This window comes from Sporosarcina thermotolerans (assembly GCF_030067815.1).
Lineage (GTDB): Bacteria > Bacillota > Bacilli > Bacillales_A > Planococcaceae > Sporosarcina > Sporosarcina thermotolerans.
Map to the genome: position 1 here is coordinate 99,778 of NZ_CP125968.1, position 21,933 is coordinate 121,710.

19 protein-coding genes and 6 pseudogenes are annotated in these 21,933 nt (G+C 44.4%); 9 read left to right on the plus strand and 16 right to left on the minus strand.

Annotated elements, in window-relative coordinates; translation table 11 throughout:
- The first annotated feature begins 22 nt into the window (after positions 1 to 22).
- Positions 23 to 406: a spore coat protein GerQ gene (locus QNH10_RS00530; RefSeq protein WP_283733105.1), complete on the plus strand. Its 384-nt coding sequence runs from the start codon at positions 23 to 25 to the stop codon at positions 404 to 406.
- Between the two features lie 25 nt (positions 407 to 431).
- On the opposite strand, the gene QNH10_RS00535 is transcribed toward QNH10_RS00530, so the two are convergent.
- The 6 genes and pseudogenes from QNH10_RS00535 to QNH10_RS00560 form a co-directional block, all read right to left on the minus strand.
- Positions 432 to 1,493, minus strand: coding sequence for a beta-carotene 15,15'-monooxygenase (locus tag QNH10_RS00535; protein WP_283733106.1), 1,062 nt, complete (start codon positions 1,491 to 1,493; stop codon positions 432 to 434).
- A gap of 203 nt (positions 1,494 to 1,696) precedes the next feature.
- Positions 1,697 to 2,078: pseudogene (locus tag QNH10_RS00540) on the minus strand (DUF423 domain-containing protein).
- A 68-nt stretch (positions 2,079 to 2,146) separates the two neighbouring features.
- Positions 2,147 to 2,416 (minus strand): YwdI family protein, encoded by a 270-nt coding sequence (locus QNH10_RS00545; RefSeq protein WP_283733107.1) that lies wholly within the window; start codon positions 2,414 to 2,416, stop codon positions 2,147 to 2,149.
- The gene (locus QNH10_RS00550) at positions 2,413 to 2,589 is read right to left on the minus strand and encodes a uracil-DNA glycosylase (RefSeq protein ID WP_283733108.1); all 177 of its coding nucleotides are present in this window, start codon (positions 2,587 to 2,589) and stop codon (positions 2,413 to 2,415) included. The genes QNH10_RS00545 and QNH10_RS00550 overlap by 4 nt, the downstream gene beginning before the upstream one ends.
- Positions 2,590 to 2,633: 44 nt before the next feature.
- Positions 2,634 to 3,320 carry a uracil-DNA glycosylase gene (locus QNH10_RS00555; protein WP_283733109.1) on the minus strand — a complete coding sequence of 229 codons (687 nt, stop codon included), beginning with the start codon at positions 3,318 to 3,320 and terminating at the stop codon, positions 2,634 to 2,636.
- 5 nt (positions 3,321 to 3,325) lie between these two features.
- Positions 3,326 to 4,102: a DUF4230 domain-containing protein gene (locus QNH10_RS00560; protein ID WP_283733110.1), complete on the minus strand. Its 777-nt coding sequence runs from the start codon at positions 4,100 to 4,102 to the stop codon at positions 3,326 to 3,328.
- Between the two features lie 208 nt (positions 4,103 to 4,310).
- Here QNH10_RS00560 and thiD point away from each other — a divergent pair.
- The 4 genes and pseudogenes from thiD (at position 4,311) to QNH10_RS00580 (ending at position 8,033) form a co-directional block, all read left to right on the plus strand.
- Positions 4,311 to 5,143, plus strand: a pseudogene (thiD, locus tag QNH10_RS00565) (bifunctional hydroxymethylpyrimidine kinase/phosphomethylpyrimidine kinase).
- Positions 5,144 to 5,449: 306 nt separating this feature from the next.
- Positions 5,450 to 5,799: pseudogene (locus QNH10_RS00570) on the plus strand (YojF family protein).
- A 31-nt stretch (positions 5,800 to 5,830) separates the two neighbouring features.
- A pseudogene (gene bshB2, locus QNH10_RS00575) lies at positions 5,831 to 6,513 on the plus strand (bacillithiol biosynthesis deacetylase BshB2).
- Between the two features lie 167 nt (positions 6,514 to 6,680).
- Positions 6,681 to 8,033, plus strand: a complete 1,353-nt coding sequence (locus tag QNH10_RS00580; protein ID WP_283733111.1) for a YjiH family protein — start codon at positions 6,681 to 6,683, stop codon at positions 8,031 to 8,033.
- A gap of 267 nt (positions 8,034 to 8,300) precedes the next feature.
- On the opposite strand, the gene QNH10_RS00585 is transcribed toward QNH10_RS00580, so the two are convergent.
- Entirely contained in the window at positions 8,301 to 9,245 is a 945-nt protein-coding gene (locus tag QNH10_RS00585; RefSeq protein ID WP_283733112.1) for an L-threonine 3-dehydrogenase, read from the minus strand.
- Between the two features lie 192 nt (positions 9,246 to 9,437).
- Here QNH10_RS00585 and QNH10_RS00590 point away from each other — a divergent pair, with 192 nt between their 5' ends.
- Positions 9,438 to 10,094, plus strand: coding sequence for a hypothetical protein (locus QNH10_RS00590; RefSeq protein ID WP_283733113.1), 657 nt, complete (start codon positions 9,438 to 9,440; stop codon positions 10,092 to 10,094).
- 62 nt (positions 10,095 to 10,156) lie between these two features.
- On the opposite strand, the gene QNH10_RS00595 is transcribed toward QNH10_RS00590, so the two are convergent.
- The 8 genes and pseudogenes from QNH10_RS00595 to QNH10_RS00635 form a co-directional block, all read right to left on the minus strand.
- The gene (locus QNH10_RS00595) at positions 10,157 to 10,441 is read right to left on the minus strand and encodes a DUF6958 family protein (RefSeq protein ID WP_283733114.1); all 285 of its coding nucleotides are present in this window, start codon (positions 10,439 to 10,441) and stop codon (positions 10,157 to 10,159) included.
- Between the two features lie 133 nt (positions 10,442 to 10,574).
- Positions 10,575 to 11,765, minus strand: coding sequence for a glycine C-acetyltransferase (locus tag QNH10_RS00600; RefSeq protein WP_283733115.1), 1,191 nt, complete (start codon positions 11,763 to 11,765; stop codon positions 10,575 to 10,577).
- A 71-nt stretch (positions 11,766 to 11,836) separates the two neighbouring features.
- The gene (locus tag QNH10_RS00605) at positions 11,837 to 12,919 is read right to left on the minus strand and encodes a hypothetical protein (protein ID WP_283733116.1); all 1,083 of its coding nucleotides are present in this window, start codon (positions 12,917 to 12,919) and stop codon (positions 11,837 to 11,839) included.
- A gap of 142 nt (positions 12,920 to 13,061) precedes the next feature.
- A complete protein-coding gene (locus QNH10_RS00610) occupies positions 13,062 to 13,757 on the minus strand; it encodes a YczE/YyaS/YitT family protein (protein WP_283733117.1) in 696 nt (231 codons plus the stop codon).
- A 52-nt stretch (positions 13,758 to 13,809) separates the two neighbouring features.
- The gene (gene ybaK / locus QNH10_RS00615) at positions 13,810 to 14,292 is read right to left on the minus strand and encodes a Cys-tRNA(Pro) deacylase (protein ID WP_283733118.1); all 483 of its coding nucleotides are present in this window, start codon (positions 14,290 to 14,292) and stop codon (positions 13,810 to 13,812) included.
- A 188-nt stretch (positions 14,293 to 14,480) separates the two neighbouring features.
- Positions 14,481 to 16,647, minus strand: a pseudogene (locus QNH10_RS00620) (DNA topoisomerase III).
- Positions 16,648 to 16,887: 240 nt separating this feature from the next.
- Positions 16,888 to 17,451 (minus strand): NADPH-dependent FMN reductase, encoded by a 564-nt coding sequence (locus tag QNH10_RS00625; RefSeq protein WP_283733119.1) that lies wholly within the window; start codon positions 17,449 to 17,451, stop codon positions 16,888 to 16,890.
- Between the two features lie 73 nt (positions 17,452 to 17,524).
- A pseudogene (locus QNH10_RS00635) lies at positions 17,525 to 19,456 on the minus strand (cation:proton antiporter).
- Positions 19,457 to 19,994: 538 nt separating this feature from the next.
- On the opposite strand from QNH10_RS00635, the gene QNH10_RS00640 reads away from it, so the two are divergent.
- The 3 genes from QNH10_RS00640 (at position 19,995) to QNH10_RS00650 (ending at position 21,284) form a co-directional block, all read left to right on the plus strand.
- On the plus strand, positions 19,995 to 20,645 hold the full coding sequence (locus QNH10_RS00640; RefSeq protein WP_283733121.1) for a hypothetical protein: 651 nt from the start codon (positions 19,995 to 19,997) through the stop codon (positions 20,643 to 20,645).
- 24 nt (positions 20,646 to 20,669) lie between these two features.
- Positions 20,670 to 20,858, plus strand: coding sequence for an SE1832 family protein (locus QNH10_RS00645; protein ID WP_283733122.1), 189 nt, complete (start codon positions 20,670 to 20,672; stop codon positions 20,856 to 20,858).
- Between the two features lie 81 nt (positions 20,859 to 20,939).
- Complete coding sequence (locus QNH10_RS00650; protein ID WP_283733123.1) at positions 20,940 to 21,284, plus strand: hypothetical protein; 345 nt, start codon at positions 20,940 to 20,942, stop codon at positions 21,282 to 21,284.
- A 47-nt stretch (positions 21,285 to 21,331) separates the two neighbouring features.
- On the opposite strand, the gene QNH10_RS00655 is transcribed toward QNH10_RS00650, so the two are convergent.
- A complete protein-coding gene (locus tag QNH10_RS00655) occupies positions 21,332 to 21,877 on the minus strand; it encodes an RNA polymerase sigma factor (protein ID WP_283733124.1) in 546 nt (181 codons plus the stop codon).
- Positions 21,878 to 21,933: the final 56 nt, after the last annotated feature.

Genomic DNA, 21,933 nt, shown 5'->3' on the forward strand with positions numbered 1-21,933 from the left:
TCAAAATTGAAAGGATGAAAAAATGGTCCAATACTATTGGAATCCCGGTTTTCAGCAGCAATCTCCACAGTTTCAACCACAGTTTCAGTTTCAGAATCAAATGCCTGGTATGGTACCGCCTACAACAGTCCCAAGTACTGGTGGTAGGCCGCCTTTTGTCGAGCAATCGTATATAGAGAACATTCTTCGACTGAATAGAGGCAAGCCCGGCGTTTTCCACTTCTCGTTCGAGCATGCAATCGAAGCGGGAAAAAACACTTTAGCAATTCCCGGAGTAGTTGAAGCAGCCGGTCGTGATCACGTCATTTTAAGCACAGCTAGTGGCAAACGCTACTTGATGCCAATGATTTATTTTGACTATGCGGAGTTTAATGAAGAACTGAACTACTTTAATCAACAGCCTTGACCAATGAAAAAAGGTCTTCCGTTGCCTATTTCGGCAATGGAAGACTTCTTTTATTTTCAAGTATATGCCGGAATCTTTCCGGTTCATCCACCCGTAACGTAGTCGCAGTAAATTCCTTTTCCATTCCAAGGAATAATGTCGCCTTCAAAGGCCGGCTGAAATGGATGATGCAATGCGGCTTCACTTCTTCAAAATCACGGGCCATGAATTCGATCAATCCCTTTGATTTCAAATTATAGTGTTCCGCATCGAGACCCCAATCGATTTTTCCAATCGCATCATAAGGAATTTCCATGCGTTTCCCGAGTCCGAGGGATACTTGCATATGATTTTCATTCATCTTCAATGGGTTCAAGCGTACGGCTTGAATATCTGCAATGAAGTAAATGACTGTGTAAATATTCAAGATAAGCAATACGATGGAGAGTATCGCGGATTTCCCATGTAACCACCAATGGATACCAATCGTCTCGATAACAATTGCGTGAATAAGCATAATGTAAAACGCTAACAGACTTGTCTTCTGGTGCAATGAAAACATAATTTCCCCGACGGGCGGTTTCCGTTTCCAAGAGGCAAATGCGTAATAGAACATAAGTGATTCTGCCGCCACTATGGAAATGAGCGGGTGGGATGAAACTTTCTCTTTTACAAGTGCGGGGAACGCGAATAGGCTACTAACTTGATGCTCCTTTATTTCCTTGATAATTCTTGGTAGATGTTTAATTAACAGGAAAATCAGCCCGAGTTCAGCAAGTACGATTAGTCCTTCGACACCGATTGCTGCGTATGGGACGAATTTGAATGGCTCAAAATAGTTGATCGGAATGATGAATCTCGCAGCTATAAGCCCCATCACCATGAATGTGATAAATCGCTTCAAGCTGAAACCTTTCTTCCTTGTGAGCGATAGCATCAGTAGCGGCGCAACGATGGCGAGGTCCACTAACGAGCCGATGACGACTGCACGGGCGTTTTCTGGCATAGGGATTGCAGGTAGCCGATAGACAAAATAATTGCTGACAAGAACAAATAGCAATAGTCCAGCAAATAGGACTTGTTTTGAACGAAAACGGTTCAACACCATGGAAATTCCCCCTTTTTTATAGGATATCAAAAATGAGCGAGTGTATGTGTGAAGGTTTTGACAATTCATTGAAGATTGAGGGGGGATTGGACGCGGACTGCGCTTCTTTGAACGCGCCCCACCCCATTCCCACCCCATTCCCCGACGCGATTAAAAAAACGGTCTGAAGAATTTTAGTTCTTCAAACCGCTTCATTTCCTATATCATTTTCCAAATTTGATAGCTGCGATGATTAACATGATCCATCCAACAATGAATGCGACGCCGCCGATTGGAGTGATGGCGCCTAAAATGCCGATGCCAGATAGGCTGAGGACGTATAGGCTGCCGGAAAAGATGATGATGCCGGCTAATAGCAAGTAGCCTGCCCATGTCAGTTGGGTGGATGAGCCCATGAGTGACGGGCTCATGAGGATGCCAACTACAAGGAGGCCGATTGCGTGAAACATTTGGTATTGGACGGCTGTTTCCCAGACGGCTGAGATAATGTTCGGATAGCTTTTCTTTTAAGGCATGCGCGCCGAATGCACCGAATGCAACGGCAAGTGCTGCGTTAACAGCTCCTGCGATAATGAAGAACGGCATATTGTTTTCCTACTTTCTATCGTAAAGATAATTGCTCCATCTCTTATCATAGCTGTTTTGGCTTTTAATTAAAAATCAAAGATTGAGCCGCCGTTTGCGTCTTCCTCATCTAACGGCTTGCCTTCCAATGAAGAAAGTAACGGCTTATGGGAGATGGCCATTGTTCTTGGTGTGATGATTGGTTCTTCTTGACGCTCAGTATTAGTCTCGCCAAGCACGACTTGACATAGAGCCCTTACCGCCGTTAATGCTTCACGGACAGTTTGGTCGTCCTTTGCCGACTTTGCAAAGCTGAGCTGGCGTTCCATTTCCTCAATGATTCGTTCGTTTGTAATCATTGTTTTGCAACCCCTTTCTTCGGTTCATATTTCAAGCATTCCATTCCGGATGATCGCTTGACGACGATGGATGGGATTTCCCGCGTTTTGAATCCGTACGCTTTGCAGCCACGCGGGTTTTGCGGGTCCCATGTGACAAAGAAATATTGGCATTGAAAACAGTTCCCCGCCATTCGACCAACCTCTTTCACTTTACTTTACCACTTGGATCGACGAGTTAAAACTTCCTAATCGTATTGCACCAGTCCATCGGCTTTTCATTCCACTGTTTCAAGAACTGATTCGCCTTGGAGTATGGCCTGCTGCCAAAAAATCCACGGTTTGCACTAAGCGGACTTGGGTGGACGGATTCGATAATTGCATTTCGTGTTTCGTCGATCAGCTTCTTTTTCTCTTGCGCGGGTCGCCCCCATAGGATGAAAACGACTGGCTCTTCACGATTGGAAAGTTTCCGAATCACTTCGTCCGTAAAAAGATGCCAGCCACTTTTCCGATGGGAATGCGCCTCCCCTTCCCTCACTGTCAGAATGGTGTTGAGCATGAGCAAGCCCTGTTCCGCCCAGCCGGTAAGGGTTCCCGTTTCCGGAATGGCACAACCAATATCACTCTGCAATTCTTTGAACATATTCCGAAGGCTTGGCGGAATTTTGACAGTTGGCTTGACCGAGAAGCTGAGTCCGTGAGCTTGTCCAGGACCGTGGTATGGATCCTGCCCTAAAATCACGACTTTCACGTCTTCGAACGGCGTCAACTTGAATGCCGTCCACATATCTTTTATCGGAGGATACACGGCGTGGTTGGTGTATTCTTCTCTTAGGAAATCGCGAAGCTGCAAGTAATACGGTTTCTGAAATTCCTCCGTGAGGACTTCATCCCAATCGTTGCCGAATCTTTCCTCTGTCATGTTGTTCACTCCTTGAATTCGATTGTTACGTCGTATCCTGCGAATGAAAACATTTCCTTCAACGTCTTTTCAGCATTAAATTCCGCAGTTTTCAAAACTCCTTGGCCGGTTGCTTCCTCGAGGATGAGCGTCTTCGCCTCAGCAGCAAGTTCATAAGCTTCATCGATATTCGCCTTCGTGCGAAAAACCCCTTCGTACGAATAAACTTCAACTTCATCAAAGTAGATTTCAGCGCCGCCTAAAAAGATCGCTGGAGGCAAAAATAGTTTCGCAGTCTTATTCTTTTCATCTATAATTACATCTTTTTCGGCTAATTTGGACATGTCGACGCCAGCTTTAACGGACCCCGGAATGACAACAAGCAGCTGTCGTTTTGTTCCTGGCAAATTCATCCCGATGCTTTGTCCAAACAACTGGTTGTCTTGACGCTCGACGATGACTTTCGTAAAGGCTTCCGCAGTCGCCATTTCATTCAGATCCATTATCTGTTCAAGGAAAACGCCTTTCTGTTCCGTGAAGGTGCTACCTTGCTTCAAGAATTGGAAAGCGATAAAAGGTACAGAGATGAAGGCAAGGAGCAGAATGACCGCGATTAAGATTATTGACCGTTTCCAGCCAAACAAAAGCATTTTGGTTACTCGCCACAAACTGACGGTGGATTTGGGTCTCGGTTTGGTTTTCCTGCCGAGCGCCTCTTCCACTGTCACCGCACTTTCGGCTTCGGATGCTTTGAGTTCCTTTAATAACCTTTCAATCTCTTGCAGTTTCTTCTTATCTTCCATACCCTCACTCCCCTTCTTTCGACATTTTATCTATGAGATTCGCTATTAAGTTGTACGTATAGCCTATCGAAAAGTTCCCAAGCAAACAATAGATAGACTTGAATAAATTCTTAATACGACTTTAATCTTCAATCTCCGACAATTGTATTTATTCTTTATTTTGATTACTATTAAGGATGGAGTTAGTGAACAGGAGGAGATTTAAACCATGACTATGAAGAAGACACTTACAATTGCAGGTACCGATACATCAGGCGGCGCGGAATCCAAGCCGACCTTAAAACATTCCAAGAGCATGGCACATATGGCATGACGGCCTTGACAGTCGTCGTGACGATGGACCCCGATAATAATTGGAGCCATGGAGTTTACTCACTTCCGATCGACGTTTTGAAGGCGCAACTCAAAACAGCACTTTCGACAGGAATTGACGCGATAAAAACTGGAATGCTTAGTACGGAGGAAGTCATCGAAACTGCTGGGGAAGCTATTGCTGAATCCGGTCTTGACCATGTCGTGATCGACCCGGTAATGGTATGTAAAGGTGAGGATGAAGTTCTGAATCCAGGAACAGTTGACGCGATGGTAGAGTTTTTGCTACCGAAAGCGGAAATCGTTACACCAAACTTGTTCGAAGCAGGCCAACTTGCGGGCATGAAAACACCGTCTACAATTGAGCAAATGAAGTCCGTCGCTGAAAAGATTCATTCATTAGGCGCACGCAATGTCGTGATCAAAGGCGGAAAGCAGCTTCAGCATGATAAAGCTGCGGACCTTTTCTATGACGGCAAGACGTTTACATTGCTTGAAGCCGAAAAGACAGAAACTCACTATAACCACGGCGCTGGCTGCACTTTCGCAGCTGCGATCACAGCGAATCTTGCGAACGGTCTAAATGTGCGAGAAGCCGTCATCGAAGCGAAGAAATTCGTTACCGCTGCGATTGCAAACGGTTGGAAGTTGAACGAATACGTCGGTCCGGTTATGCACGGCGCTGCTAAACGAGTAGGTACACAGGAGATTACGGCTACGGAGATATAATGTGTAAAGGTTAGAAGCGGTAGTACTCTTCTAACCTTTTTGATTCATTTAGCTACAAGCCCTTCAGTGCCTGTCGAGGCTAAACGCCGCCTTCCGCTTTTGTTACATCCAGCTACAGGCGGCAACCTCTCGGGTCACTTCGGTCTTGAAAGAAAAGGCAAAGAACGCCTTTTTTTCAAGCCCTTCAGTGCCTGTCGAGGCTAAACGCCGCCTTCCGCTTTTGTAACAAGCACCTAAAATGCATTCACTAAAGCTTTTCTATATACTGAAACTATCCGTATTTTTTGTATGAAGGAGGATGAATTAATGGAAATCGTGAAACCGGATCATTTACAGGAACTACTTGATACATTTGCGAATAAAGACGTCTATATCCATTTGGAGACGACGAATGGCGCATATGCTGCCCATTTAAAAGAAGGATTCTTCAACGCAGGGGCTTTTATTCGAAATGTTGTTGTCAAATACGAGCTTGGCAAAGTGGCGGGCGAATCGCCGCATCGCGTTGGGTTGAAGCTTCCTTCGGGATGGATTTATGCGCAAGGCATTACACCTATACAGTCGATGAGCATGATCGGCTTCTCATGTGCGGACTCGATCCCGATGGAAAGCTTGCGGTTGCGCTCGAAATAAGCGAAACACCTTTTACATATTAAGCTATTGCCGTAACGAACAGGAGGCTTTTCGATGATTAAAGAAGAACGCCATGTACTTGTCATTTTCCCACACCCGGATGACGAAGCTTTCGGCGTGTCGGGCACGATTTCTACCTATATTGAAATGGGAGTTCCCGTCACCTATGCTTGTCTTACCCTTGGTGAAATGGGACGAAATCTTGGCAACCCACCAATTGCGAACCGCGAGACATTGCCGCAAATCCGTAAAAAGAATTGCAAAATGCTGCGGCTTCGATGGGGTTAACTGATCTCCGAATGATGGGATTACGTGATAAGACGATTGAATTTGAGGATGATGAAAAAATGATCCAGCTTGTAACCGATTTGATCGAGGATACTAATCCATCCGTTATCATTTCATTCTACCCTGGACTATCCGTCCATCCGGACCATGACGCAACAGGACGTGCAGTCGTCCGCGCTGTCAGAAGGATGTCGGAATCCGAGCGTCCAAAACTGTATACGATTGCATTTTCGAAAAATACAGCCGAAGTTTTAGGAGAACCGGACATTATCCATAATGTCGAGGCGGCGGCTCAGAAGAAACTCAACACGCTTAATTCACATGCGTCACAAACCGTTTGGATGATGCGTGATATGGAAAAGCGTTTGGCTGAAAAAGATCCCGATGCATTAAAATGGCTGCATACCGAACGATTTTTCACTTATAAGTGGGATAAGGATTTTGAATAAAAATAGAATTTCCCCAAGCTCCGAGTTCATCGGGGCTTTTTTTTAGCCATCTCGGAAAACTGAAAAGTGAAACTTTACTATACTATATTTACAAATGAGGCTTAACCCTTTACTATGTATAAATATACATTAACTACGAGAATTTATTCATAAGGAGAGACGCAGATTTGAAAAAGCATAGTATATCCACCTTTCTCTACTTTTTAATCCCTTCCATTCTTGGAATTGTCCTATTCATGATCCCATTGAAGTTCGGTGAAGAATGGAAAGTGCCAATCGCAAAATTTGCTGCTACTTTATCGGGTTGGTTGGAACCAGCGATGCCGATGACAGCAATGATTATTATTATAATCGCAGCAGTCGGGTCATTGATTTATTCATTCATCCCGCGTAACAGCTCTAAACCAACGTTAATGGAAAGCTTGTTTAAAGTAACGCCATTTTGGACGATTACACGTATCATTGGTGCCATTTTCGCTATTATGGTCACATTCAAAATCGGTCCAGAAATCATTTGGAATGAAAATACAGGGGGCTTGCTTCTTGCGCCGGATGGCCTTGTTTCATTCTTATTCACGATTTTCTTATTCGCTGGTCTTTTATTGCCACTACTATTGAACTTCGGTCTTTTGGAGTTTTTCGGCACGATGATGGTAAAGATCATGCGCCCATTATTCAAATTGCCTGGTCGTTCTTCGATTGACGCGCTTGCATCATGGATCGGAGATGGAACAATTGGTGTTTTACTGACGAGCAAACAGTATGAAGATGGCCATTATACGCAAAGGGAAGCGTCGATTATCGCGACAACTTTCTCTGTCGTTTCCATTACGTTTTCACTTGTAATCATCGATACAGTCGGTATGTCGAATTATTTCCTTCCGTTTTACGGTACAGTTCTTTTGACGGGTGTAATTTTGGCATTGATCATGCCGCGTATTTATCCGTTAAGAGGAAAGAAATCAGAGTATATTGATGGTCGGAAGTATACCGGGGACGAAGAAAAACTTCCTGAAGGGTATAATGTTTTCAATCACGGCCTTGAAAATGCATTGGACACGGCTTCGAAAAACCGTTCCATCGGAAGGATTTTCACAGATGGAATGCGCAATGTTTTGGACATGTGGATCGGTGTCGCGCCAGTTGTAATGGCGTTCGGTACGGTTGCTCTTGTGCTTGCTGAATATACAGGTGTATTCACCTTTTTAGGAAAGCCGTTTGAACCGATTTTATCCATTCTTGGAATTCCTGAAGCGGCTGAGGCTGCACAAATGATGGTTGTTGGATTCGCGGATATGTTCTTGCCTGTCATTTTAGCAGAAGGCGTCATCACGTCCCAGATTACATTGTTCACAATTGCGACGGTTTCTGTTGTCCAGTTGATTTACATGTCTGAGGTTGGTGGTTTGATTTTAGGCACGAAGATTCCGATCAACTTCTTGGATTTAATTATCATTTTCCTACTACGTACACTCATCGCCCTGCCAATCGTTGCAGGCGTTGCACATTTGTTGTTTTAATAAATAAAATATTAAATGTTGATTTCCGTTTCGGCGGACGCTTTCCGCGGGCACGGCTTCAGCCAATCGAACCACGAAGAGTTCGATTTGCCGTATTTCTGCGGCTTTTGCAGAAATTAAGGCAGCCGTTAACTAATCCCTGCTCGTAACGCTACGCTTTCGCTGGAGTCGCCGCCCTACACTTCAATCAACAGAGATTCCATAATACTAAAACATACTATCTAATAAGACCGCTGATCCTTTATCTGGATTAGCGGTCTTTTACTATTACTTATTCAATTTTATTTTCAATTGTTTAAGCATGTCTTCGGTCATTGCGTCTAAATCATATTTCGCTTTAAAGCCCCATTCTGCCGTGGCTGCTGATGGGTCGATGCTATCGGGCCAGCTGTCGGCGATTGCTTGGCGGACCGGGTCGACTTCATAGGAAATTTTGAAGTCTGGAATATGTTTTTGGATAGATGCAGCGATTTCACTTGGTTCGAAGCTCATCGCGGTTACGTTGAACGCATTGCGGTGCACCAATTTCGCTGGATCTGCTTCCATCAAGTCGACGATGGCCTGCAAGGCATCTGGCATATACATCATATCCATATAAGTGCCTTCCGCGATGAAGGATGTGTACTTCCCTACTTCAATCGCCTTGTAATAAATGTCCACTGCGTAATCGGTCGTTCCTCCGCCTGGCTGCGCAACGTAGGAGATTAATCCTGGGAAGCGGACACCGCGTGTGTCAACTCCGAATCGCGTGTAGTAATAATCGCAAAGCAATTCGCCTGAGACTTTATTGACACCGTACATTGTTGTCGGGCGCTGCAATGTGTCCTGAGGTGTGTTTGCTTTGGGGGTGGAAGGACCGAATGCGCCGATTGAGCTTGGCGTGAAAAACTGCATATTTAGTTCACGTGCCACTTCAAGTGCATTCACGAGTCCGCCCATATTGAGATTCCAAGCAAACAAAGGTTGTTTTTCTGCTGTTGCAGATAAAAGCGCAGCCATATGCATGATTGTGTCTGCACCAAAATCCTTTGCGATTTCATGCATTTTCTTTCCATCCGTTACGTCCAAAATTTCAAACGGTCCCGTAACCGATTGTTCCGGCTGGCGGATATCCGTGGATAAAACGTTTTCTTCACCGTATTCTTTCTGTAACTTGGCAATCAATTCCGAACCGATTTGTCCAAGCGCTCCAGTCACCATAATTTTTTTCAACCCATACTCCTCCTTGCGATCATTTGTACTTTTGGGAAGGACACTCTTTTTCGATGTAACTTCGAAACACTTTACTATCAATATAAAAAGATTATATTATGTTCATCTCGAAAACACAATAATGGTTCTCTTATCTTAATCTTTTCCTCTGACTTTTCTGTTATACTTAAGTAAAAAATGTTGAGGTGTGCAATGTTCAGTAAATATATGAATTTTATTCTTGTCATAGTTGCAGGCGCCCTTTTGACTGTGGCTTTGTTTGCTTCAGGCTTGCAGATGTGGCTTGTATTCACGTTGGTCATGATTTTTACTTTCGTTTTAACGATGGGTTATCCTTTCTATATCATTTACAAATCGAAAAGTTTGAAACTGATTGACCAGTATCTCACCAATCATAGGAATAAACCGATTTTCGGATATGCCCATGCACTTGCACATGGGACAGACGAGGAAATAATTACTCAGCTGAATAAAATACTAAAATCATATGCGAATGCGGAAGTACAAGAAATATATAAAGCCAATTTGTTAGTCTTTCAAAAGAATTGGAGAGGTTTGATTGACTTCTCGAAAACGATGGAGAATGTTGCATACCGTGATTATTATGCTGGAATCGGATATACGATGAGTAATAATATGGGGAAAGCCACCGAGTATTCCCAGAAACTCCGAACTCCTTGGTTGGTACATTCCATGAAGGCAGTTATTGCCATGAAGCAAAAAAAGCAGGATCAATTTTTGACTGAGACACGGCTTGCAACTAAGAGTGCGCTTGGTATGCAGCGATATGTCATTCATCATTTGCTGAATCGAATGGCTGAAGGTGTCTTTTCTACGAAGGAAGGGTGAGGATATTTCCCCTCACGCAAAAAAAATCCCATCTTTTACGAGATGGGATTTCTTTTTATCAATTAACTAACTGATTTTACAAATAGTTTACCTTCATCCAAAGAACATTCAAGCTGTCCCCTTGCCTCAAGATCCTTCACAATTTCTTCCATATACCAGTGGTTATTGCCATCAAGTAGCGATAATCTTCCCGCTGACCTTCTTGCAAGCTCCTCATACGAAAGAATCCCCGCTTCACGAATGATGGTAAGTATCACCTTTTTCACTCTGTCATATCGGAACTTCACAATCGTCACGCCCTCTTTACCGTTCAATTGCAATAGCTGGACGCTCTCGTTATATCGCATATGCTTCACCTTTCCGGACTATATTTCTACTCATCTATTACCCTTTTCAACCGATTTTAATCACTTTATTGACGAAAACAAAAAAACTGCCGCATCGGCAATCTTTCGCCGATACGACAGTCATCCTAGTCTATTATGAAATTACGCCCAATTCCTTGCCTACCTTTTCATAAATTACAAGTGCTTCATCGAGCATTTCCTTCGTGTGTGCAGCAGTCGGCATATTGCGGACGCGGCCGGCGCCCTTTGCAACAGTCGGGAATACAATCGATTTCGCGTAAACGCCTTCCTCAATCAATCGCATAGAGAATTGCTGTGTTAGCTTCTCATCACCGATAATGCATGGCGTAATCGGCGTTTCGGACACGCCAATGTTGAATCCAAGCTTCTTCAAGCCGTCCTTCAAGTAATTGCCGTTCTCCCATAACTTATCACACAGCTCAGTCGACTCCATAATTTTATCCAACGCACCCATGATTGCTGCAACATCGCCTGCCGGCATTGCAGTTGAGAACAGGAATGGACGGGAGCGCACTTTCAGCCAGTCGATCAATTCCTGCGTTCCAGCGACATAACCGCCGACAACACCTATCGCCTTCGACAATGTGCCGATTTGGAAATCGATCTCCTTTTCAAGTCCGAAATGTTTCACTGTTCCTTTTCCTTTACCAAGGACACCTGATCCATGCGCATCGTCAACATACGTTATCAAGTCGAATTCCTTAGCGATTTCCACGATTTCCGGAAGCTTCGCAATATCGCCGTCCATTGAGAAGACACCATCAGTAATGTACATGACCTTGCCATACTGGCCGGATTCTGTCGCTTCTTTCGCCTTAGCGCGAAGGTCGTCCATATCTTGGTGGTTAACGCGAATGATTTTCGCGCCGGATAGACGGCAGCCGTCGATGATTGAAGCGTGGTTTAATTCATCTGAAAGAATGGCGTCTTGTTTATTCATAACAGCTGAAATCGCAGCCATATTACAGTTGAATCCTGATTGATAAGAGATTGCTGCTTCTGTCCCTTTAAATTCTGCAAGCTTTTTCTCAAGCTCAACGTGGATATCAAGCGTTCCGTTGATGGTACGTACTGCACCTGCACCTACGCCGTATTTTTCAGTAGCTGCAATTGCGAGCTTTTTCAAATCTTCGTCAGTCGCCAAACCTAAATAGTTATTCGAGGATAGATTGATCAATTCTTTCCCTTTGATCTTGATAATCGGGCCATTTGGACCTTCTACTGGGTCGATTTCATTGTAGAGACCTTGGTCGCGTAATTCCTGTAAATTTTCTTTTAAAAATGAATCGAGGACTTTTGACAAATTGATCTTCCTTTCAAACGGGTTATGCCCCCATTTTAGCATATAGGGGCGCAACTCGCAGAACGAACTATTTACTCGTCAATCCACTCAGATAATAGTTGGGCCTTTTCATCGAATTTATTCCTCAAAATCGCTTTATCCATCACTTGCCGTAGCCTTCCCTCAGATTGTGCGAAGGCATGCATATAACCCGTTCCATCCATTATTTTCTCTTTATATCTTCCGCTGATCTCACGGATTTTTTCTTCAGCCGCCTCATCTTCAACGCACAAGGACACAAGATCCAAAATTTCGTCCGTCGGCCCTTCAGGATCGTAGTCATGGGGCTGGGTTGCATCGAATAGGCAAACCGACAATTCCGGCAATAACACGAGGTCCACACTTCTTGGATCCAATCCACACCATCCATAGAGAACGTCAATCCCTCTTCGTTCCGCCTCTTTGCCAAGCGCCTTGAGCATCGTCGATTTCCCTGTTCCCGACAATCCCTTCATGAGAATCCGGCGCTTCATCTTATTAGTGATGGATGGCAGATAATCGCGAGATCCCCCAATAGATAGCGAGCCTGCTATCCGGTGGGAAACGGTCGATTTCTTATGAAGTTTCATCGTACCGAAAAGCTCCTTTTTCAACGACTCTATCAAGTTCTCATGTTCTTTCCACATCATTCTGTTGATGTTCACTTTCTCCCAATCATCGTGGATCAGCAATGCATTTTTCATAGATTGAAGCATTTTCGAAAGCACTTCATCCGATTCTTGGGCGATGGCAGTCATTTCAGCCTTTTGCGCCTCAAGTTTCTTTGTATCGAATGCATCATAGAAGCTGATGACATGATGTCGGCCACCTAACTCGGTCGGTTCCAATGAAACCGGATGGGATGCCTGTATGATGAATAAACTGAGATCCCTGACAAAAATGGCTTCCGTATTGTCCGGCTCCACCGGATTATTGAAACGATCTACATCATATCCCCGTTTAAGAAAATGTCCCGCAGCTTGTTTCAATAAATTCGAAATGGCATTTGTCGGAGGCGCCTTTAAAAACACCGTCTTTTCCGAAGTTGCGATCAATGTCTCATATTTATGTGCAATTCCGCGCCCCGTATAGGCTGTCCCCATGTATTCCGTGATTGTACCGTATATGATAACCATCCTTTCTTTTCGGTTACTTGTTACATACGTCTACCATATGCCCAAAGAATAAAAAAAAGCACGGCTTGTCTGCGCGTGCTTTCAAAACATTTTTTTTACAATTAATTCTTGCTTCCAACGGCTGTGTGTTCGACGGTTTCATTCATATCGACATGCTTTGGCACATTTTCACCGATTTCTTTAGTTGGATGGACGGTTGATTGGACCAATCCCATAATTTGAGCTTCATCCGCTCCGCCAACTTCGCTAATAGCTTTCGGCATTGAGGCAGCGAATAATGAACGATTTGGCCAATCAAAAGCGCGATGATCACCGTTCCAATTCCTACAGGACCACCTAATAACCAGCCTGCAATTGCAACAATCACTTCAATTGATGTCCGCACTTTTTTGATGCTGAATCCAAGCTTTTCGGAAAAAATGAGCATCAGGCTATCACGAGGTCCAGCCCCTAAATTAGGCGCAACATAAATACCGACCCCGTAAGCCATAACTACAATTCCAAGTGTGAAAATGATCACTTGGCCCGTCATCGAGCTAATGTCTGGAATTAACCAATTGAATAAATCGATAAATAGACCAATGAGCAGCAAATTCAGCCATGTGCCAAATTTCGGCCACTGTCTTAGGACAGCCGCCGTCGCTACGACGATGATAATACTCAAAATGATTCCCCATGTACCGATCGACAATTCGAAATTCCGGTATAATCCAATATGCAGGACATCCCAAGGGCCAACGCCAAGACGTTGCCCTTTAATAGTCATCGTAATGCCTAACGATAAAATCATCATTCCGACTACGAAGGAAGCCCATCTCCAAACAATTATTTTTCTCATCTACATTCTTCTTTCCCAGCCATTCAAATTTCGAATGGTATTTTCAAAAAATCTATTCTTTAACGATATCCCCAAACGATGCGTCAACTACCCTCGCAAGGTCCGTCGGTGCCAACTTCATCTGCAAGCCAGGCCTGCCGGCACTCACAATCATAACATCAAGTCCTTCAGCCGATGCGTCGATCACAGTCGGATATTTTTTCTTCATACCAACTGCCGAACAACCACCACGGACGTATCCCGTCTCCTTCGTCAAATCCTTCAACGGCAACATATCTAACTTTTTCACACCGACAGATTTCGCCGCCTTCTTCAAATCAAGTTCATCCGCCACCGGAATGATGAAAACGAATAATTCCCGCGGGTTAGCTATCGCGACAAGCGTCTTGAATACTAAATCCACCGATTGCCCCGTCTTCTCCGCCACCGACACGCCATCCAACTGGCCATCATGAATATCATATTCCATCAAATCGTGGGCGACCCGCTCACTCTCCAAAATCCGAACCGCATTCGTCTTCTTCTGCTTCGCCATTGCCCCACATCCTTCGGAAATAAATCATGAATCCCATACCTCATCCCAAATACGCATAAATTCCTCGAATCACGCATAAACCAGCACGAACACGCATAAATCCCCTCATTCACGCATAACTCGCCACAATCACTCATAAATCCGCGAATTCACGCATAATCCCCCACAAACACGCATAAATCACAAAATCACTTCTCAAACATCTTCTTCAAAGCATCCGCCATCGCCGTATTCACCGGCTCATCCTGCTTCTTCAAATACTTTTGCACATCACGCTTATCAGCTTTCTTACCACCAGAATTTGAACGACGCTTTTCGAAGGCAGAGAGCTTTTCTCGATGTCCGCACTTACATACGAAGATGCGGCCGTCCCCTTCCCCGCGCAACTCAAGCTTCTTCTTACAATTTGGGCAGCGTGCATTCGTCAATTGAGAGACATTACGACGGTGGCCGCACTCACGATCTTGGCAGACAAGCATTTTTCCACGTTTGCCATTCACTTCAAGCAATGGCTTTCCGCAATCCGGACACATTTTCCCAGTGACATTATCATGTTTGAACTTCTTGTCATCCGTTTTGATTTCACTAACTGTCTTCCTTGAGAATGCCACCATATCTTTCATGAAAGCTGACTTTTTCATTTTCCCATTGGCGATTTTCGTCAGGCTCTGCTCCCATTCTGCTGTCAAAGCAGGTGATTTCAAATCATCCGGCACAAGCTCTAAAAGCTGTCTGCCCTTCGAAGTCGTGTAGATGTCATTCCCTTTCTTCTCGATGACAAATGAGCTGAACAGCTTTTCGATGATGTCTGCACGTGTCGCGACAGTACCTAATCCACCTGTATCGCCAAGTGTTTTGATCAGATCTTTTGATTCCCCCGCCATGAATTGAGAAGGATTTTCCATCGCAGCTAATAATGTTCCTTCATTGAAACGGGCCGGCGGTTTTGTCTGCCCATCCGTCATGACGATTGCCCGGATTTTCACTTCGTCGCCTTTCGTAAATGCAGGCAAACGGTCGGTGTCTTCCTCTTCTTCATCCGTGGAATAAACTGCCTTCCACCCTTCATCCGTAACTGTCCGCCCTTTTGCCTTGAACAGTTCCCCGCCTACTTCAAGCTCAGCAGTCACTTGCTCATAGCGGAATGGACCGAAAAAGACTGCAAGGAAGCGTTTTACAATCAAGTCATATAAACGCTGTTCCTTATCAGATAAGTTTTGATAAATCGGAGTTTCCTCTGTCGGGATAATCGCATGGTGATCCGAAAACCCGCTTATCGTCTATGACGCCCTTCTGCGGCTTCACAGCTCCTGAGCGCAACAGTACATTTACAGATTTCCTGTACGGCCCGATGTCGACCGCTTTTATGCGTTCCTTCAACGTATCTGCCATATCTGATGTCAAATGCTTGGAATCGGTTCGTGGATACGTCACCGCTTTATGTCTTTCGTATAGATTTTGCAACGTCGACAAGGTTTCTTTCGCGGACCAGCTCCAGCGTCTATGTGCTTCTTTCTGCAATTCCGTCAAATCGAATAAAGGAGGGGCCGGTTGCTGCTTCGGCGTCGTTTTCACATCTTTCACCTTTCCGGAATGAACTCCATCAAGACGAGTTAGTAATTTCTCAATCAATTCTTTATTGAACGACTGTGTTTGACCTGCTTTATCGGACCATGTGAATCTTGCAGTTTCCGTCAATGCCTGCAATCCATAAAAGAATCTCGGCTTGAATTCACGGATATGCCTTTCCCGTTCTGCAATCATCGCAAGTGTCGGTGTCTGTACACGACCCGTCGATAATTGTGCATTGTATTTCACTGTAAGTGCACGCGTCGCGTTAATACCTACAACCCAGTCCGCTTCTGCACGGGCAACCGCTGCTTCATATAAATTTTCGTATTGGCGACCGTCCTTCAAATTATTGAATCCGTCTTTAATCGCCTTATCCGTCACGGATGAAATCCAAAGGCGCTTCACTGGCTTGCGATTCTTCGTCATTTCGAGTATCCAGCGCGCAACAAGCTCCCCTTCACGTCCAGCATCCGTCGCGATGATAACTTCCGTAACATCATTCCGTCGCAACTGTGCTTTGACCGCGTTGAATTGCTTCGATGTTTGTTTGATTGGCGTTAGTTTAAACGGTTCAGGAATAATCGGCAAATACTCCATCTTCCATTCCTTGTATTCATTGCCGTATCCTTCAGGATCTGCATGTGTCACAAGATGACCAAGCGCCCATGTGACGATATATTTTTGACCTTCCAAGAAGCCATTTCCTTTTTTATTACAGCCTAATACCCGCGCAATATCCCGCGCCACGGATGGTTTTTCGGCTAATACAACTGATTTGGACATTGATAAATCCCCTTTCTACTTAACACGATTATACGTGAGAAGCCCCTATACGTCATTGTAGGCGCCCTAAAAACAAAAGCGCAGGGCGCCCGGCTTAGGGGCGACGGGCATAAGGCGAAGATGCGGCGTGGCCGCTTTTTGCCACAGAGCGGCTTTGACTTATGACCCAAGCGCCTGGCGCCCGGAGTCTGAACAAAAAACCTGTCGCACACCTCGAAAGGGCGACAGGTTTTATATATTTCAATCGTTATCCAATGTATCTTTGCACAAATCCTTACTCATTTCCCCGTACTTCCCGAAAACCCTTACCATTTCACGTAATCGATTATTCACATCTTCATCGATAATACGATTGTCTTCATCGAAATGGTCGTATTGTGTGTACACATAATTCGGTGTCACAAGGGAACGGAAGTAATCTAAGATTGGTTTCAATTGATTTTCAACAACAAGATGATGTTGGTGAGTGCCGCCATTCGCAACAATGGAAACCGGTTTGTACCGCATGGCATGTGGATGAAGCATATCAAAGGCATTTTTCAAAACGCCTGGAATGGATCCTTGAAAGATAGGTGTTGAAATGATGTAAGCATCCGCTTTTTCGAATTTCTGAACCAACTTTTGCATATCTTCGTTATATTGTTCCAATGGACGACCGTCCACGAATTGATGTTCATAATCTGCAAAGTCCATCCGTTCAATTTCGTATTCATTACCCGTTTCTTTCATATACTTTTCGACCGCGTCGAGTACCGCGCCGGTTTTGCTACCTATAATGGTCCCGTCCACAAACAAAACTTTCACAGGGCATCCTCCTTATAGCTGTTCTCCATCGTTCATCGTACCATAGACATGGAGACATTTACTTGAAACAAGCTTACTTGACTATTTTCGTCGAAGCCGGTGCTGCACCTGGAATATTTCGTTTCCCTACGGAAGGTTCTTCAATGAATTTTTCTTCCAATTGTTCATACGGGATTGATCTGTCCAGAGATTCCATACCCAGCCGTTCCTTGACTCGCTCAATTGTCTTTGCAGGAGATGTGCGCAATGATTGCATCCCCTGCTGTCGCTTGCAACTCAACTTTCGGCGTGTAGAATTCAATTGAACCATCCGCACGCAAGATATATAGAAGAATCGACTTATCATCGCGTTCCCGTAAATATTGTGTATAACTGTATTGCTTCGTGATCATCGTCTTTCGGATTACGTGCCCCGCATGCATCCTCTCCTCGAGGGCATAGATCGATATGGAAGGCGAAAAGAGTTTTTGTCCGCCAGTTATTTTGAATGCCTCCAAGTCTTTTTCTACATGGAAGGCCGTTTGGAATAAATGCTGGCGCCCTAAGTCCGGTGCAAAATCCGCGCAAATATGTGCGTTATACGTATCCCTCTTTGTCATAGCAAGCATATATCGATAAGGCGTCAAATCTAGATGGTATTCAATCTGTTCAGAAAGGATATCGCCAACATAACTATTCAGTCCACGCTTTCTTGCCTCCGCGAGTGCCGCCCAGCCCTGATCGACAAGAAGGACTTCATTGTTAGTGTCCCTAATTGATTCAGCAAGTGCAGCAGAAAAACGTGAACCTCCTATTATTGCAACACCCGACTCTTCGGTAGTCGTCAAATTCAACTTTTTCGCAATGAAGCCAATCGAAAAACCATGAAGAACAACCGTGAAAAAGACGAGCGCGAACGTCAATGCAGTTAATAACTCGGCGTCTTTGTAACCATTGTTGAGAAGAATTGTTGCAAAGTAACTGGACACAGTCAAGGCGACAATCCCTCTTGGTGCAATCCACCCTATCAGCAATTTCTCACGGAAATTGAGATCCGTACCTATTGTAGAAATCCAAATCGATAAAGGACGAACTACGAAAAGCATTGCAGCGACATACGTAATAATTGCCGGATTGAAGATTTCAATCAGGATTTTCGGATCAAGTGAAGCAGTAAGCATGACGAAAATTCCTGAAATGAGAAGCACCGATATATTCTCCTTGAAATGGCGAACATCATTCAACGTCGTCAGGCGCATATTCGCCATCTTCATTCCCATTGCTGTAACAGCAAGCAATCCTGTTCATGCATGATTTCATCCGAGAAGACGAAAGTGAACAGGACAACGACAAACAGAATCGGCGCCTTCAAATACTCCGGTATACTTCCCCGCTCGAACGAATTTCCAATGATTAGGGCGGCAAGCCACCCGATGAACACTGCAAATGCGGATGCAGCAAAGAATAATAATAATGATTTTAGTGTAACTTCGCTATTGATGAATTTAATAAATTCAAACGCAAAGACCGCAAGCAATGCGCCGAAAGGATCGACGACAATCCCTTCCCATTTCAATATCGCGGCGGGACGCGGCTTCAACTTCGCCTGTCTAAGCAACGGAAGGATAACCGTCGGTCCCGTGACGATGAATAAACCACCTATGATAAAGGCGACTTCCCAAGATAGTCCGGCCAAAAAATGTGCTGCAAGTGATCCGGCTATCCATGCAATGAAAGCGCCAATGGTCACAATCCTACCGACCGGTTTGCTGAACCCCCTAATTTCCCGAACATCCAAGTTCAAGCTACCTTCAAATAAGATAATCGCAACAGCAAATGTAATAATCGGGCCAAACAGATCCCCCATCGTTTCCTGTGGATTAATTAACCCGAAAATCGGTCCAACAAGCAGGCCCGCGAGAGACATGACTACAATTGCAGGCATTCTATATTTCCACGCAACCCATTGCGAAAGGATTCCCAACAAAATGACAAGCATCAAGTCAAATAATAATGATTCGAACACGGAAATTCCCCCTGTCCTTTTAAGAATATGTGTTAGTTTATCACAATTCCACTTCCAATCCACACATTTGTACATAACTCCTTTTTTAGAATCATAGGGTTAAAAGAAGAGTAGTTGATTGATAGGTAAGAAAGGGTGATTCCGATAGAAAATTCAAAGAAGAAAACCGTTGCATTCTACATTGCAAGGGCCGACGGGAAAGGCTCTTATCCCACAAGACGGGCTACTATACTTGCCCAAGCTATCGCAAAAGAAGTGAACGTCCTATTCATAGTAGGTGAAAATTCTCCCTACCGTCTGATGAATTCAAATCGATTATTGTCGGTAAAAAGTCCAACCTGTTACAAGTTTTAACATTCATCCAACCTGATCTGCTTATCCGAGATTCCGGTTCGACGATTTCAGAAGAAGTGGAGAAAATACAGGAAGTTGTTCCATCCATCCTGCATTTTGATGATTTGGGGATGGTGGAAAACAGGCGGATTTTGTAATCCAAACCCTTTTGGACGATTCTATTGAAGAAGTGCCGGAACATTATGTGAGAGATCGCCAGCTTTTCATCGCAGACCCGTCCATGCATAAATTCGAGAAACATGGACTTAAAAAAGAGCCTCCGGGACCCCTCCCTCATCTTGTCATCTCGTTCGGAGAGGAGGATGAAGGAAACCTGACATTCAGGGCATTGCGCCACGTTTCTCAGCTACAGATTCCATTGAAAGTGACCGTCCTTGTTGGGGAAAGGTATCCGCATGATGTAAGCACTCTTCGTATGATGGCGCTCGGCAGGCGAAACACAATTGTCCAGCAACCTCCTTATGACCTACCGGAAATTTATGCGAATGCAGACGTCGTTTTATGCGCGTCGGGCTATATGCCGTATGAAATAGCGGTGATCGGCATTCCATGTATCATACTTTCGCAGAGTGATTTTGAGGTGGGACTGACATTTCCAAAAGAACAGCACGGCTTCGTCCATCTTGGCCTTGGACGGAAAGTGAAACAATCGAATCTACTCAATGCAATCATGGAACCCCTGCTACATGAGCCTTTAAGGAAACGGGCCATCGAACGCCAACTCTCCCTCAATCTTGGAGGAGGATTGGACACGATTTTAGAGACAATCTTCTATCTAGTAGAACATCCAAAACGCGGAGTAGGCGGAAAAACAATGTCCGATATGCTAAACTAAAGGAAAACGATTGGAGTAATATTTATGAATAAACGTCAGATCGAATCGGCAATTGCCGAATTGAAAATGGACTATATTAGCCTTCAAGGCGATGTGGAGAAATTGGAATCGACAGGACATGCAGACTCCGTCCATAAAGCGGAGCAACGGTTAGCCGTGATGGAAGAAAAATTGGCTTTGTTGAATAAACAACTTGTAGAGCTCTCTGAATGACAAAATGGCTGTCCACGGATAGATGATTCTATTCGTGGACAGCCATTTTCGTGATCCGAAGCCAGCGTATGGGAACTCTTCGTGATTTTACAGGAAGTCGATAACGTTCTATGGGAACTCATCGCGATTCTACGGGAAGTCGACGACGTTCTATGGGAACTCATCGCGATTCTACGGGAAGTCGACGACGTTCTATGGGAACTCATCGCGATTCTACGGGAAGTCGACGACGTTCTATGGGAACTCATCGCGATTCTACGGGAAGTCGACGACGTTCTATGGGAACTCATCGCGATTCTATGGGAAGTCGACGACGTTCTATGGGAACTCTTCGTGATTTTATGGGAAGTCGATGCGGTTCTATGGGAACTCATCGCGATTCTATGGGAAGTCGACGATGTTCTATGGGAACTCCTCACCCAATAAAAAAACCGCCTCTTATGAAAGAGGCGATTCATTCAGTATTCAGTTCATCACGCGATGACATATTCCCTCACCGCTGTATCGTTTATCATTAATTCCTTCAAGTATTTCTTAGCACGGAATAAACGGGATTTCACTGTGCCAATTGATACTTTCATCAAATCCGCGATTTCAATTAATGAATATTGGTATACATAGAAGTATTCAATCGTTGTTCGGTAAATGCCATCCAATTGACCAATTTTTTGTTGGACCATCAGTTGGATATCATTTTGTTCGATCATTTCAACCGGTGTCGGGTTATCACTGGGAACCAAATCCAAGATTGGAACGTCCAATGTTTCAGGTTGATTCATCACATGTTTACTTCTTCTAACGTCTTTTCTGTAACGATCGCGGAAAGTGTTCATACAGATTGTAGTCAACCACGCTTTCATACGGTCGACACTGTCCATTTTCCCGCTATAGCGGACAACTTTGACCCACACGTCTTGCATAAGGTCTTCTGCTTCCTCTTTATTACGTGTTAATTTCAAACATAAATGATATATATAACGGCCATATTCCTCGTATAGCTCAGTCAAGTCGATTTTCATAGATAATTCCTCCGTTTTGTAACTGTTGACTTCATTATCAATGAATCTCCCATTAC